Source organism: Shigella sp. FC1544, from assembly GCF_001722145.1.
Taxonomy (GTDB): Bacteria; Pseudomonadota; Gammaproteobacteria; order Enterobacterales; family Enterobacteriaceae; genus Escherichia; species Escherichia coli.
Window position 1 is genome coordinate 1 of sequence record NZ_MECT01000444.1, and the last position, 13,954, is coordinate 13,954.

Below are 13,954 nucleotides of genomic sequence, written 5' to 3' on the forward strand. Positions count from 1 at the left end.
TGAGCGACATAATCTGAATCTGAGACAACATCTGGCAAGGCTGGGACGGAAGTCACTGTCGTTCTCAAAATCGGTGGAGCTGCATGACAAGGTCATCGGGCATTATCTGAACATAAAACACTATCAGTAAGTTGGAGTCATTACCGGGTTTGGGCGACCACTTTCTTCTCGATTAACGCACCACTATCGAGAAAACGTTGCGCCAGATAACGGGGTAAACAGCCGCAGCCGAGGCCGCTAATTTGCAGCTCCAGCTTGGTTTTAAAATCGAAAACGGTAATAGCTTCTTGTTCGTCGAGAAGTTGTGAGGCCGTAGAAGCGCCGGCCTGTGCAGTGTCCCCCACCACAATCGCCCGATATCGTTTAATGATACGACGGTTTAACGGTTCTTCTTCCAGGGCTAACGGATGATGAGGCGCGACCGCAAAGACTTGTTCCAGATCGCCCAACCGAGAGAAACCAAACTCACTGGAAGATGGTGGCTCATGCATCGCGCCAACAATAATATCCGCTCGCCCCTGAGTCAGGGCATCCCATGAACCACCGAGTACACCATTGATAAACTTCAGGCGCGTCACGCTATGATGTTGATAAAAAGCCTCAATGAGTGGCGCAAGCAGAGAAAAAGGGAAGGTGTCGTCCACGCCAATCACCAGCTCGTTTTCCCAGCCTTCATGCAGTTTGATCGCCTGCTTTTCCAGTTCTCGCACGGTATGCAGAACTTCCCGCCCTTTCTCTAATAACATTTTTCCGGTGCGGGTGAATTTAGCGCGGTGTCCGCTGCGATCAAGCAATTGAATATTAAGGTCGCTTTCCAGCTTGTGAACGGTGTAACTCAGAGCGGACGGCGTCTTGTAGAGTTTGGCCGACGCCGCCGCAAAACTGCCTTCTTTTTCTAAGGCATCGAGGATCATCAACACATCCAGCAGTGGTTTCATACACGCCCCCTTGCAGTGTATGCGGCGTCCTGCTGGCGTGATCGTTTACTCCAGCGGCATTACCAGCGGATCGGGATACTGGTATTCAAATCCCAGTTCATTACAAATCCGACTGCCATCAATAATCTTACCTTTGCCGCTGTCCAGACTATTTCTGAACTGCGGAGGTTCCAGCCCCAATAAACGGGCCATCTGCGGATAGAAAACATTACGCGCAGGGTGAGCTGGCGCACATATATTATAGATGTGTCCGCCTTTAGGTGCCTGTAACAACAGAGTGATAGCGCCAATAACATCTTCTAAATGGACTAAATTAACACCATGTTCACCATCAGGGGCGGTTTTTCCGGCAAAGAAGCGTCCGGGATGACGTCCCGGTCCGACCAGGCCCGCAAGACGCAGAATATCGACCGAAGTACCGGGTAAATTGTGCAGCCAGTCTTCGAGTTCTTCTAATACTCGTCCACTGTTGGTCACCGGATTACGCGGGGTGGTTTCTTTCACCGTGCCTTGCGCGTCGCCATAGACAGATGTCGAGCTGGTAAAAATAATGCGGGGAATACGATGGGCCAGCGCGCTATCCACTAACTCTTGTACCGCTTGTAAATAGAACTCATCGCCGGGGCCGCTACGACGTGCCGGAAGCGTAATGACCAGCGCATCGGCATCCATCAGGGCATCCAGATCGTCAGAATCGCAAACTAACTCAGGCTCCATGCGAAGCAGATAGCTATCAATGCCACTCATTCGGGCCGCTTCGACACCATCTTGTGTGGTTTTACTCCCGGTGACTTGCCAGCCTCGCGCTGAAAGTGACATCGCCAGCGGCATGCCTAACCACCCTAACCCGACAATTGCGACCTTTTTCATCCGTTATCTCCTGATACACCTTAGATCTATAAGGCTACGCTAGCGTATCAAAACTGACAATTCATTCTATGAATGAATCTGTTCAATAATGATAACGACATGCTGCAATGAGCAGTGAATCATCAGTAACCGCGTATACCAGACGGTGCTCCTCTGTAATGCGTCGGGACCAGAAACCTGACAAATTATGTTTCAGGGGTTCTGGTTTCCCCTTACCTTCAAATGGTGTTCTGCGGGTATCTTTGATAAGTTCATTGATCTTTTTAACAATTCGCTTATCTGTTTCCTGCCAGTACAGATAATCATCCCATGATTCCTCAGACCAGATTAGTTTCACTCAATAATGTCCTTTTCCGTTCCTTTGCCTGATTTCAGGCTATCGATTGAGTCCATCAATCTCCGGGCGTTAGCGGGGGAACGCAGTAGATAAGCCGTCTCTTCCAGCGAGTTGTATTCTTCGAGTGACATCAGAACACAAGCCTCTCCATTCTGACGAGTAATGAGGATCGGGGCATGATCTTCAACGGCTTTCATCATTGTTGCCGACAAATTCTGACGCGCTTCGCTGTAGCTAATTGTACGCATGTAAATCTCCTCTTTTGTACAGTTCATTGTACAATGATGGGTGTTAATTCACTATTTATTAATTAGTTTGTAGATCAAGACATTGCCAGCGAGACGAAAAATCAGACTTTGCTCTTTTTGGTGCTGTCAAGTTAGAGGACAGTCCTCTTAGCCCCCTCCTTTCCCCGCTCATTCATTAAACAAATCCATCGCCATAAAATATATAAAAAAGCCCTTGCTTTCTAACGTGAAAGTGGTTTAGGTTAAAAGACATCAGTTGAATAAACATTCACAGAGACTTTTATGACACGCGTTCAATTTAAACACCACCATCATCACCATCATCCTGACTAGTCTTTCAGGCGATGTGTGCTGGAAGACATTCAGATCTTCCAGTGGTGCATGAACGCATGAGAAAGCCCCCGGAAGATCACCTTCCGGGGGCTTTTTTATTGCGCGGTTGTTAACGGTTCAGACAGGTTTAAAGAGGAATAAGAAAATGACAGACAACACTCGTTTACGCATAGCTATGCAGAAATCCGGCCGTTTAAGTGATGACTCACGCGAATTACTGGCGCGCTGTGGCATTAAAATCAATCTTCACACCCATCGCCTGATCGCGATGGCAGAAAACATGCCGATTGATATTCTGCGCGTGCGTGACGATGACATTCCCGGTCTGGTAATGGACGGCGTGGTAGACCTTGGGATTATCGGCGAAAACGTGCTGGAAGAAGAGCTGCTTAACCGCCGCGTCCAGGGTGAAGATCCGCGCTACTTTACCTTGCGTCGTCTGGATTTCGGCGGCTGCCGCCTTTCGCTGGCAACGCCGGTTGATGAAGCCTGGGACGGTCCGCTCTCCTTAAATGGTAAACGTATCGCCACCTCTTATCCTCACCTGCTCAAGCGTTATCTCGACCAGAAAGGTATCTCTTTTAAATCCTGCTTACTGAACGGCTCTGTCGAAGTTGCGCCGCGTGCCGGACTGGCGGATGCGATTTGCGATCTGGTTTCCACCGGTGCCACGCTGGAAGCTAACGGCCTGCGCGAAGTCGAAGTTATCTACCGCTCGAAAGCCTGCCTGATCCAGCGCGATGGCGAAATGGAAGAATCCAAACAGCAACTGATCGACAAACTGCTGACCCGTATTCAGGGTGTGATCCAGGCGCGCGAATCAAAATACATCATGATGCACGCACCGACCGAACGTCTGGATGAAGTCATCGCCCTGCTGCCAGGTGCCGAACGCCCAACCATTCTACCGCTGGCGGGTGACCAACAACGCGTAGCGATGCACATGGTCAGTAGCGAAACCCTGTTCTGGGAAACGATGGAAAAACTGAAAGCGCTGGGTGCCAGTTCAATCCTGGTCCTGCCGATTGAGAAGATGATGGAGTGATCGCCATGAGCTTTAACACAATCATTGACTGGAATAGCTGTACTGCGGAGCAACAACGCCAGCTGTTAATGCGCCCGGCGATCTCCGCTTCTGAAAGCATTACCCGCACTGTTAACGATATTCTCGATAACGTGAAAGCACGCGGCGATGAGGCCCTGCGGGAATACAGCGCGAAGTTTGATAAAACCACGGTTACCGCACTGAAGGTGTCTGCTGAGGAAATTGCCGCCGCCAGCGGACGCCTGAGCGACGAGCTAAAACAGGCGATGGCGGTGGCAGTAAAGAATATTGAAACCTTCCACACTGCGCAAAAACTGCCGCCGGTAGATGTAGAAACGCAGCCAGGCGTGCGTTGCCAGCAGGTCACGCGCCCGGTCGCTTCAGTTGGGTTGTATATTCCTGGCGGCTCCGCCCCGCTCTTCTCAACGGTATTAATGCTGGCGACTCCGGCGCGTATTGCGGGCTGTAAAAAAGTGGTGCTGTGCTCACCGCCGCCGATTGCCGATGAGATCCTTTATGCGGCGCAGCTGTGCGGTGTGCAGGACGTGTTTAACGTCGGCGGCGCACAGGCCATTGCCGCGCTGGCGTTTGGTACTGAATCTGTGCCGAAAGTGGACAAAATCTTCGGGCCGGGTAACGCCTTTGTCACCGAAGCAAAACGCCAGGTAAGCCAGCGTCTGGACGGTGCGGCGATCGATATGCCCGCAGGCCCGTCGGAAGTGCTGGTGATTGCTGACAGCGGCGCTACGCCGGATTTCGTGGCTTCTGATTTGCTTTCTCAGGCTGAACACGGCCCGGACTCACAGGTAATTTTACTGACGCCCGATGCTGATATGGCGCATCAAGTTGCCGAGGCCGTCGAACGCCAACTGGCAGAACTGCCGCGTGCCGAAACCGCCCGCCAGGCACTGAGCGCCAGCCGCCTGATCGTGACTAAAGATTTAGCGCAGTGCGTAGAGATTTCCAACCAGTACGGCCCGGAGCACCTGATCATTCAGACCCGCAACGCCCGCGAACTGGTCGATGGCATCACCAGCGCCGGTTCGGTATTTCTTGGTGACTGGTCACCGGAATCGGCAGGCGACTATGCCTCCGGCACTAACCATGTTCTACCGACTTACGGTTACACCGCCACCTGTTCCAGCCTCGGGATGGCAGATTTCCAGAAGCGCATGACCGTGCAGGAACTCTCGAAAGAAGGCTTTTCCGCGCTGGCTTCGACCATTGAAACACTGGCCTCCGCCGAGCGCCTGACCGCCCATAAAAATGCCGTTACTTTGCGTGTTAACGCCCTTAAGGAGCAAGCATGAGCACCGTGACTATTACCGATTTAGCGCGTGAAAACGTCCGCAACCTGACGCCGTATCAGTCAGCGCGTCGTCTGGGCGGTAACGGCGATGTCTGGCTGAACGCCAACGAATACCCCACTGCCGTGGAGTTTCAGCTTACTCAGCAAACGCTCAACCGCTACCCGGAATGCCAGCCGAAAGCGGTGATTGAAAATTACGCGCAATATGCAGGCGTAAAACCGGAGCAGGTGCTGGTCAGCCGTGGCGCGGACGAAGGTATTGAACTGCTGATTCGCGCTTTTTGCGAACCGGGTAAAGACGCCATCCTCTACTGCCCGCCAACGTACGGCATGTACAGCGTCAGCGCCGAAACGATTGGCGTCGAGTGCCGCACAGTGCCGACGCTGGACAACTGGCAACTGGACTTACAGGGCATTTCCGACAAGCTGGACGGCGTAAAAGTGGTCTATGTTTGCAGCCCCAACAACCCGACCGGGCAACTGATCAACCCGCAGGATTTTCGCACCCTGCTGGAGTTAACGCGCGGTAAGGCGATTGTGGTTGCCGATGAAGCCTATATAGAGTTTTGTCCACAGGCATCGCTGGCTGGCTGGCTGGCGGAATATCCGCACCTGGCTATTTTGCGCACACTGTCGAAAGCTTTTGCTCTGGCGGGCCTTCGTTGCGGATTTACGCTGGCAAACGAAGAAGTCATCAACCTGCTGATGAAAGTGATCGCCCCCTACCCGCTCTCGACGCCGGTCGCCGACATTGCGGCCCAGGCGTTAAGCCCGCAGGGGAGCGTCGCCATGCGCGAACGGGTGGCGCAAATTATTGCAGAACGCGAATATCTGATTGCCGCATTGAAAGAAATCTCCTGCGTGGAGCAGGTTTTTGACTCTGAAACCAACTACATTCTGGCGCGCTTTAAAGCCTCCAGTGCAGTGTTTAAATCTTTGTGGGATCAGGGCATTATCTTACGTGATCAGAATAAACAACCCTCTTTAAGCGGCTGCCTGCGAATTACCGTCGGAATCCGTGAAGAAAGCCAGCGCGTCATTGACGCCTTACGTGCGGAGCAAGTTTGATGAGTCAGAAGTATCTTTTTATCGATCGCGATGGAACCCTGATTAGCGAACCGCCGAGTGATTTTCAGGTGGACCGTTTTGACAAACTCGCCTTTGAACCGGGCGTGATCCCTCAGCTGCTGAAGCTGCAAAAAGCGGGCTACAAACTGGTGATGATCACTAATCAGGATGGTCTGGGAACACAAAGTTTCCCGCAGGCGGATTTTGATGGCCCGCACAACCTGATGCTGCAGATCTTCACCTCGCAAGGCGTGCAGTTTGATGAAGTGCTGATTTGTCCGCACCTGCCCGCCGATGAGTGCGACTGCCGTAAGCCGAAAGTAAAACTGGTGGAGCGTTATCTGGCTGAGCAAGCGATGGATCGCGCTAACAGTTATGTGATTGGCGATCGCGCGACCGACATTCAACTGGCGGAAAACATGGGCATTAATGGTTTACGCTACGACCGCGAAGCCCTGAACTGGCCGATGATTGGTGAGCAACTCACTAAACGAGACCGTTACGCCCATGTAGTGCGCAACACCAAAGAGACGCAGATTGACGTCCAGGTGTGGCTGGATCGCGAAGGTGGCAGCAAGATTAACACCGGCGTTGGCTTCTTTGATCACATGCTGGATCAGATCGCCACCCACGGCGGTTTCCGGATGGAAATCAACGTCAAAGGCGACCTCTATATCGACGATCACCACACCGTCGAAGATACCGGCCTGGCGCTGGGCGAAGCATTAAAAATTGCTCTTGGCGACAAACGCGGTATTTGCCGCTTTGGTTTTGTACTGCCGATGGACGAATGCCTTGCCCGCTGCGCGCTGGATATCTCTGGTCGCCCGCACCTGGAATATAAAGCCGAGTTTACCTACCAGCGCGTGGGCGATCTCAGCACCGAAATGATCGAGCACTTCTTCCGTTCGCTCTCATACACCATGGGCGTGACCCTGCACCTGAAAACCAAAGGTAAAAACGATCACCACCGTGTAGAGAGCCTGTTCAAAGCTTTTGGTCGCACCCTGCGCCAGGCCATCCGCGTGGAAGGCGATACCCTGCCCTCGTCGAAAGGAGTGCTGTAATGAACGTGGTGATCCTTGATACTGGCTGCGCCAACCTGAACTCGGTGAAGTCTGCCATTGCGCGCCACGGTTATGAACCCAAAGTCAGCCGTGACCCGGACGTCGTGTTGCTGGCCGATAAACTATTTTTACCCGGCGTTGGCACTGCACAAGCAGCGATGGATCAGGTGCGTGAGCGCGAACTGTTTGATCTTATCAAAGCCTGTACCCAACCGGTGCTGGGCATCTGCTTAGGGATGCAACTGCTGGGGCGACGCAGCGAAGAGAGCAACGGCGTCGATTTGCTGGGCATCATCGACGAAGACGTGCCGAAAATGACCGACTTTGGTCTGCCGCTGCCGCATATGGGCTGGAATCGCGTTTACCCGCAGGCAGGCAACCGCCTGTTTCAGGGGATTGAAGACGGCGCGTACTTTTACTTTGTTCACAGCTACGCAATGCCAGTCAATCCGTGGACCATCGCCCAGTGTAATTACGGCGAACCGTTCACCGCGGCGGTACAAAAAGATAACTTCTACGGCGTGCAGTTCCACCCGGAGCGTTCTGGTGCCGCTGGCGCTAAGTTGCTGAAAAACTTCCTGGAGATGTGATGATTATTCCGGCATTAGATTTAATCGACGGCACCGTGGTGCGTCTCCATCAGGGCGATTACGGCAAACAGCGCGATTACGGTAACGACCCGCTGCCGCGCTTACAGGATTACGCCGCGCAGGGTGCCGAAGTGTTGCATCTGGTGGATCTGACCGGGGCAAAAGATCCGGCAAAACGTCAAATCCCGCTGATTAAAACCCTGGTGGCGGGCGTTAACGTACCGGTGCAGGTTGGCGGCGGCGTGCGTAGCGAAGATGACGTGGCGGCGTTACTGGAAGCGGGCGTTGCGCGCGTGGTGGTCGGCTCCACCGCGGTGAAATCACCAGAAATGGTGAAAGGCTGGTTTGAACGCTTCGGTGCCGATGCCTTAGTGCTGGCGCTGGATGTCCGTATTGACGAGCAAGGCAACAAGCAGGTGGCGGTCAGCGGCTGGCAAGAGAACTCGGGCGTTTCACTGGAACAACTGGTGGAAACCTATCTGCCCGTCGGCCTGAAACATGTGCTGTGTACCGATATCTCGCGCGACGGCACGCTGGCAGGTTCTAACGTCTCTTTATATGAAGAAGTGTGCGCCAGATATCCGCAGGTGGCGTTTCAGTCCTCCGGCGGCATTGGCGACATTAACGATGTTGCTGCTCTACGTGGTACTGGCGTGCGCGGCGTAATAGTTGGTCGTGCATTACTGGAAGGTAAATTCACCGTGAAGGAGGCCATCGCATGCTGGCAAAACGCATAATTCCGTGTCTCGACGTTCGTGATGGTCAGGTGGTGAAAGGCGTACAGTTTCGCAACCATGAAATCATTGGCGATATCGTGCCGCTGGCAAAACGCTACGCCGAGGAAGGTGCAGACGAACTGGTGTTCTACGATATCACCGCTTCCTGCGATGGCCGTGTGGTAGATAAAAGCTGGGTATCTCGCGTGGCGGAAGTGATCGACATTCCGTTCTGCGTGGCGGGTGGGATTATGTCTCTGGAAGATGCCGCGAAAATTCTTTCCTTTGGCGCGGATAAAATTTCCATCAACTCCCCTGCGCTGGCGGACCCGACGTTAATTACTCGCCTGGCGGATCGCTTTGGCGTGCAGTGTATTGTGGTCGGTATTGATACCTGGTACGACGCTGAAACCGGTAAATATCATGTGAATCAATATACCGGCGATGAAAGCCGCACCCGCGTCACTCAGTGGGAAACGCTCGACTGGGTAGAGGAAGTGCAAAAACGCGGTGCCGGAGAAATCGTCCTCAACATGATGAATCAGGACGGCGTGCGTAACGGTTACGACCTCGAACAGCTGAAAAAAGTGCGTGAAGTTTGCCACGTCCCGCTGATTGCCTCCGGTGGCGCGGGCACCATGGAACACTTCCTCGAAGCCTTCCGCGATGCCGCCGTTGACGGCGCGCTGGCAGCTTCCGTATTCCACAAACAAATAATCAATATTGGTGAATTAAAAGCGTACCTGGCAACACAGGGCGTGGAGATCAGGATATGTTAACAGAACAACAACGTCGCGAACTGGACTGGGAAAAAACCGACGGACTGATGCCGGTGATTGTGCAACACGCGGTATCTGGCGAAGTGCTAATGCTGGGCTATATGAGCCCGGAAGCCTTAGACAAAACCATCGAAAGCGGCAAAGTCACCTTTTTCTCCCGCACTAAACAGCGACTGTGGACCAAAGGCGAAACGTCGGGCAATTTCCTCAATGTGGTGAGTATTGCGCCGGACTGCGACAACGACACGTTACTGGTGCTGGCGAATCCCATCGGGCCAACCTGCCACAAAGGCACCAGCAGCTGCTTCGGCAACACCGCTCACCAGTGGCTGTTCCTGTATCAACTGGAACAACTACTCGCCGAGCGCAAAACTGCCGACCCGGAAACCTCCTATACCGCCAAACTGTATGCCAGCGGCACCAAACGCATCGCGCAGAAAGTGGGCGAAGAAGGCGTGGAAACTGCGCTGGCAGCAACGGTACATGACCGCTTTGAGCTGACCAACGAGGCATCTGACTTGATGTATCACCTGCTGGTGTTGTTGCAGGATCAGGATCTGGATTTAACGACGGTGATTGAGAACCTGCGTAAACGGCATCAGTGAGTTGCGGGGTAAGCGGATGCGATGTTGTTGTCGCATCCGGCAAAAAAAACGGGCAAGATGTCACCACCCTGCCCGTTTTCTTTAATGCTGCAAAGATTATTTCGCGTTGTAATCGCGTAGAGCATTACGCCCCAACACAATCCCCGCGCCAACCATGCCGCCCAGCAGCACCGCCAGAATCAAGGTGATTGCCTTTTTCGGACTATCGCGACGAATAGGTAACGTCGGTTTCATCACATAACGGTAAGCATGAATATCAAGATCATCAACTTTTAAGCTTTCGATATCCAGCAGGTTTTGACGAGTCTGATAGTAGTTTGGTGAGAACACCAACGGACGGGTCGCCTCATGCTTAATCATCGACTCCAGCGCTTCGCTCCCCAAAAGGAACAACGTATCTTGCGTCACATCTTCAGTCTGCTGAACCTGTGGCTTTGTCACCTGCGCCTGATTCGCATACTGCAACGCTTCCTGAATCTGACGGATACGCAGATCTTTCTGCTCCTGCGCGACCACTTCCTGGGTTTTCAGAGAGTCCTGCAAGTTTTTCATACGCAACGCGATGTTGTCTTTCAGGTCTTTTTCCAGTTCTTCATTTACCTGGTCGTCAACTTGCTGGATATACTTCGCCAGCTGCTTCTGCGCACCTTCAGGTGTTTCACCAACATAAGAAACTGCTAAAGGTAATGACTGATTTTTGACGGTAGGCTCAATGGTCAGCTTTTCTGCTTCTTCCTGGTTATCCAGCGTTTCCGCTAATGCTGAGAATGCAGTGCTGTAACGTCCGATAAGTGAAGCCTGAATGTCGGAGACTTTCGGTACAGCCGATCCGTAGATCACATTCATCGCGTTGGTATAACCAGCAATTTGCCCCACATCAGGTTGAGTAACGATAGCTGTGGAAGTCCACTTTTCTTTGGCAACGGCCAGATACCCGATAGCCAGGGCAATAGCAACAATGACAGAGATGATGATTGTCATCTTGCCACGCCACAACTGCACCAGTAAATCAATCAAATTAATCTGTTCCGGGTCATGGTTTTGCCCAGAAACATTATTATTTTCTACTCTCATCATTACCCTAACGGACGAAATAATTTTAAGTCGCCATAGTTTAGCGATAATCGCCATGAATGCTATAGGATATATGATAAAAATAATGAATTATTACAAAGGGAACATAAGAGAATCAGGGCGAAAATCGCCCTGATAACAGGATGTTAGTCGCTGCCAAAGAGATCGCGGGTGTATACCTTATCTGCCACATCCCTAAGCTCTTCTGCCATACGGTTGGAAATAATGACGTCGGCTTGTTGTTTGAAGGTGGCGAGATCTCGTTCCAGGCGAGAGTTGAAGAATGAGTCTTCTTTCATCACTGGCTCGTATATGATCACTTCAACGCCTTTAGCCTTGATACGCTTCATAATCCCCTGAATGGAAGACGCGCGGAAGTTATCTGAACCGCTCTTTATAATCAGACGATAAATACCCACCACTTGCGGCTTGCGTGACAAAATGGCATCGGCAATAAAATCTTTACGCGTGCGGTTTGCATCGACAATTGCCGAAATCAGGTTATTCGGCACAGACTGGTAGTTCGCCAGTAACTGCTTGGTATCTTTCGGCAGACAATAACCACCATAACCAAACGACGGATTGTTGTAATGGTTGCCAATTCGCGGATCGAGACAAACGCCTTCGATAATCTGGCGAGTATTCAGACCTAAACTTTCTGCATAGCTATCCAGTTCATTAAAGTATGCTACGCGCATCGCCAGATAGGTATTAGCGAAAAGTTTAATCGCTTCTGCTTCGGTTGAATCGGTGAACAGAGTCGGGATATTTTGCTTAATCGCACCTTCCTGTAACAACGCAGCAAAACGTTCTGCGCGTTCTGAACGCTCACCGATGACAATACGTGAAGGATGGAGATTATCGTAAAGGGCTTTACCTTCGCGGAGGAATTCCGGAGAGAAAATAATATTTTCAGTACGATATTTCTTATGCATCGCTGCGGTAAAACCAACGGGAACCGTTGATTTGATGACCATAACCGCATAAGGATTTATCTCAACTACGTCTTTAATTACTGATTCTACACTCGATGTATTGAAATAATTAGTTTTAGGATCATAGTCGGTTGGAGTGGCGATGATGACATAATCAGCATACCGGTAGGCTTCATTTTTATCTAATGTGGCATTAAAGTGTATTTTATCTGATTGCAAAAACTGCTGAATTTCCTTATCAACAATAGGAGATATCCGATCATTCAGCATAGCAACGCGTGACGGTAAAATATCTAATGCCACAACCTCATGATTTTGTGCGATTAGAAGCCCGTTTGACAAGCCTACATAGCCAGTACCGGAAATGGTGATTTTCATTTCATGCTCTCAGAATTAACTTAACTATGAATCATGATGTTTATAGCATCCTGATAAGAGTTAAAAGTTTTAACGCTACGTTGTAAGATGGTCAACGCAACGAAAAACAATTCAGAATTTCTTTATAAGAATAGCTGATATTTATTAAGTTAATATTAAGCAGTGAAATTTAGTCTATAAGATAATTGGTAAAAAAAACCCGGCATAATCTACGCCGGGCCTCAATTTTATTGTTGATTAAATCAGATTAATCCAGCCATTCGGTATGGAACACACCTTCTTTATCAATGCGCTTATAAGTATGCGCACCGAAATAGTCACGCTGTGCCTGGATCAGGTTCGCAGGCAGAACAGCGGCGCGGTAGCTGTCATAATAGGCAACCGCAGCGGCGAAGGTCGGAACCGGGATACCGTTCTGTACCGCGTAAGCGACGACATCGCGCAGCGCCTGCTGGTAGTCATCGGCGATTTGCTTGAAGTACGGAGCCAGCATCAGGTTAGCGATCTGCGGATTTTCGGCATATGCATCGGTGATTTTCTGCAGGAACTGCGCACGGATGATGCAGCCAGCACGGAAAATCTTCGCGATTTCACCGTAGTTCAGATCCCAGTTGTACTCTTCAGACGCGGCGCGTAGCTGAGAGAAGCCCTGAGCGTAAGAAACGATTTTGCCCAGATACAGCGCACGGCGAACTTTTTCGATGAACTCAGCCTTGTCGCCTGCTGGCTGTGCTTGCGGGCCAGAGAGAACTTTAGATGCGGCAACACGCTGATCTTTCAGAGAAGAGATATAACGTGCAAACACAGACTCGGTAATCAGCGACAGCGGTTCACCGAGATCCAGCGCGCTCTGGCTGGTCCATTTACCGGTACCTTTGTTAGCTGCTTCATCCAGAATCACATCAACCAGGTAGTTACCGTCTTCATCTTTTTTAGTGAAGATGTCTTTAGTGATGTCAATCAGGTAGCTGCTCAGTTCACCGTTATTCCACTCGGTAAAGGTCTGCGCCAGTTCTTCGTTGGAGAGGTTCAGACCACCTTTAAGCAGAGAATAGGCTTCAGCAATCAGTTGCATATCACCGTATTCAATACCGTTGTGAACCATCTTCACATAGTGACCTGCACCATCGGCACCAATATAGGTAACGCATGGCTCACCGTCTTCAGCCACTGCGGCGATTTTGGTCAGGATCGGCGCAACCAGTTCATAGGCTTCTTTCTGCCCACCAGGCATAATGGAAGGACCTTTCAGCGCGCCTTCTTCACCACCGGAAACACCGGTACCGATAAAGTTAAAGCCTTCTGCAGAAAGCTCACGGTTACGACGAATGGTGTCCTGGAAGAAGGTGTTACCACCATCAATGATGATGTCACCTTTATCGAGGTATGGCTTGAGGGAATCAATAGCAGCATCCGTGCCTGCACCTGCTTTCACCATTAACAGGATGCGACGAGGCGTTTCCAGAGATTCAACAAACTCTTTCACCGTATAGTAAGGAACCAGTTTCTTGCCTAGATTTTCGGCAATCACTTCTTCCGTCTTTTCACGGGAACGGTTGAAAATAGAGACGGTATAACCACGGCTTTCGATGTTGAGCGCAAGGTTGCGCCCCATCACTGCCATACCGACGACGCCGATCTGTTGCTTTGACATTGTTTACT

16 protein-coding genes, 1 pseudogene and 1 other annotated feature are annotated in these 13,954 nt (G+C 51.1%); of the genes and pseudogenes, 10 read left to right on the forward strand and 7 right to left on the reverse strand.

Annotation, left to right across the window (positions count from 1 at the left end):
- On the forward strand, nt 1-130 hold a 130-nt coding region (locus BGK49_RS17930; RefSeq protein WP_001554957.1), incomplete at its 5' end, for an IS1 family transposase.
- A gap of 16 nt (nt 131-146) precedes the next feature.
- Here BGK49_RS17930 and BGK49_RS17935 read toward each other — a convergent pair.
- The 4 genes and pseudogenes from BGK49_RS17935 to yefM all read right to left on the reverse strand — a co-directional run.
- A pseudogene (locus tag BGK49_RS17935) lies at nt 147-938 on the reverse strand (LysR substrate-binding domain-containing protein); the annotation flags it as partial.
- A gap of 45 nt (nt 939-983) precedes the next feature.
- Nucleotides 984-1,808, reverse strand: coding sequence for an SDR family oxidoreductase (locus BGK49_RS17940; RefSeq protein WP_000754737.1), 825 nt, complete (start codon nt 1,806-1,808; stop codon nt 984-986).
- An 82-nt stretch (nt 1,809-1,890) separates the two neighbouring features.
- Nucleotides 1,891-2,145 (reverse strand): type II toxin-antitoxin system mRNA interferase toxin YoeB, encoded by a 255-nt coding sequence (yoeB, locus tag BGK49_RS17945; RefSeq protein ID WP_000767829.1) that lies wholly within the window; start codon nt 2,143-2,145, stop codon nt 1,891-1,893.
- On the reverse strand, nt 2,142-2,393 hold the full coding sequence (gene yefM / locus BGK49_RS17950; protein WP_001259255.1) for a YoeB-YefM toxin-antitoxin system antitoxin YefM: 252 nt from the start codon (nt 2,391-2,393) through the stop codon (nt 2,142-2,144). The genes yoeB and yefM overlap by 4 nt, the downstream gene beginning before the upstream one ends.
- Before the next feature lie 282 nt (nt 2,394-2,675).
- Here yefM and hisL point away from each other — a divergent pair, with 282 nt between their 5' ends.
- The 9 genes from hisL to hisIE all read left to right on the forward strand — a co-directional run bounded on the left by hisL (nt 2,676) and on the right by hisIE (nt 9,905).
- Nucleotides 2,676-2,726, forward strand: coding sequence for a his operon leader peptide (hisL, locus tag BGK49_RS27970; RefSeq protein ID WP_001364200.1), 51 nt, complete (start codon nt 2,676-2,678; stop codon nt 2,724-2,726).
- Nucleotides 2,702-2,825: a sequence feature (His leader region), on the forward strand. (Overlaps the previous gene by 25 nt.)
- Before the next feature lie 46 nt (nt 2,826-2,871).
- The gene (gene hisG, locus BGK49_RS17955) at nt 2,872-3,771 is read left to right on the forward strand and encodes an ATP phosphoribosyltransferase (protein WP_000131769.1); all 900 of its coding nucleotides are present in this window, start codon (nt 2,872-2,874) and stop codon (nt 3,769-3,771) included.
- Between the two features lie 5 nt (nt 3,772-3,776).
- Complete coding sequence (gene hisD / locus BGK49_RS17960) at nt 3,777-5,081, forward strand: histidinol dehydrogenase (protein ID WP_005032012.1); 1,305 nt, start codon at nt 3,777-3,779, stop codon at nt 5,079-5,081.
- Complete coding sequence (gene hisC, locus BGK49_RS17965; RefSeq protein WP_000108951.1) at nt 5,078-6,148, forward strand: histidinol-phosphate transaminase; 1,071 nt, start codon at nt 5,078-5,080, stop codon at nt 6,146-6,148. Before hisD ends, hisC begins: the two co-directional genes overlap by 4 nt.
- Nucleotides 6,148-7,215 (forward strand): bifunctional histidinol-phosphatase/imidazoleglycerol-phosphate dehydratase HisB, encoded by a 1,068-nt coding sequence (gene hisB, locus BGK49_RS17970; RefSeq protein WP_000080132.1) that lies wholly within the window; start codon nt 6,148-6,150, stop codon nt 7,213-7,215. The genes hisC and hisB overlap by 1 nt, the downstream gene beginning before the upstream one ends.
- Nucleotides 7,215-7,805: an imidazole glycerol phosphate synthase subunit HisH gene (gene hisH / locus BGK49_RS17975; protein ID WP_001103560.1), complete on the forward strand. Its 591-nt coding sequence runs from the start codon at nt 7,215-7,217 to the stop codon at nt 7,803-7,805. The genes hisB and hisH overlap by 1 nt, the downstream gene beginning before the upstream one ends.
- The gene (gene hisA, locus BGK49_RS17980; protein WP_000586428.1) at nt 7,805-8,542 is read left to right on the forward strand and encodes a 1-(5-phosphoribosyl)-5-[(5-phosphoribosylamino)methylideneamino]imidazole-4-carboxamide isomerase; all 738 of its coding nucleotides are present in this window, start codon (nt 7,805-7,807) and stop codon (nt 8,540-8,542) included. The genes hisH and hisA overlap by 1 nt, the downstream gene beginning before the upstream one ends.
- Nucleotides 8,524-9,300: an imidazole glycerol phosphate synthase subunit HisF gene (hisF, locus tag BGK49_RS17985; RefSeq protein ID WP_000880136.1), complete on the forward strand. Its 777-nt coding sequence runs from the start codon at nt 8,524-8,526 to the stop codon at nt 9,298-9,300. Before hisA ends, hisF begins: the two co-directional genes overlap by 19 nt.
- Nucleotides 9,294-9,905 carry a bifunctional phosphoribosyl-AMP cyclohydrolase/phosphoribosyl-ATP diphosphatase HisIE gene (gene hisIE / locus BGK49_RS17990; RefSeq protein WP_000954924.1) on the forward strand — a complete coding sequence of 204 codons (612 nt, stop codon included), beginning with the start codon at nt 9,294-9,296 and terminating at the stop codon, nt 9,903-9,905. Before hisF ends, hisIE begins: the two co-directional genes overlap by 7 nt.
- Nucleotides 9,906-10,001: 96 nt before the next feature.
- Here hisIE and wzzB read toward each other — a convergent pair whose 3' ends face one another.
- From wzzB to gndA, 3 genes are all read right to left on the reverse strand, one after another.
- Complete coding sequence (gene wzzB / locus BGK49_RS17995) at nt 10,002-10,979, reverse strand: LPS O-antigen chain length determinant protein WzzB (protein ID WP_005032025.1); 978 nt, start codon at nt 10,977-10,979, stop codon at nt 10,002-10,004.
- Between the two features lie 146 nt (nt 10,980-11,125).
- Nucleotides 11,126-12,292: a UDP-glucose 6-dehydrogenase gene (gene ugd / locus BGK49_RS18000; RefSeq protein WP_069375793.1), complete on the reverse strand. Its 1,167-nt coding sequence runs from the start codon at nt 12,290-12,292 to the stop codon at nt 11,126-11,128.
- Between the two features lie 247 nt (nt 12,293-12,539).
- Nucleotides 12,540-13,946, reverse strand: a complete 1,407-nt coding sequence (gene gndA, locus BGK49_RS18005; RefSeq protein WP_040089046.1) for an NADP-dependent phosphogluconate dehydrogenase — start codon at nt 13,944-13,946, stop codon at nt 12,540-12,542.
- Nucleotides 13,947-13,954 lie beyond the last annotated feature (8 nt).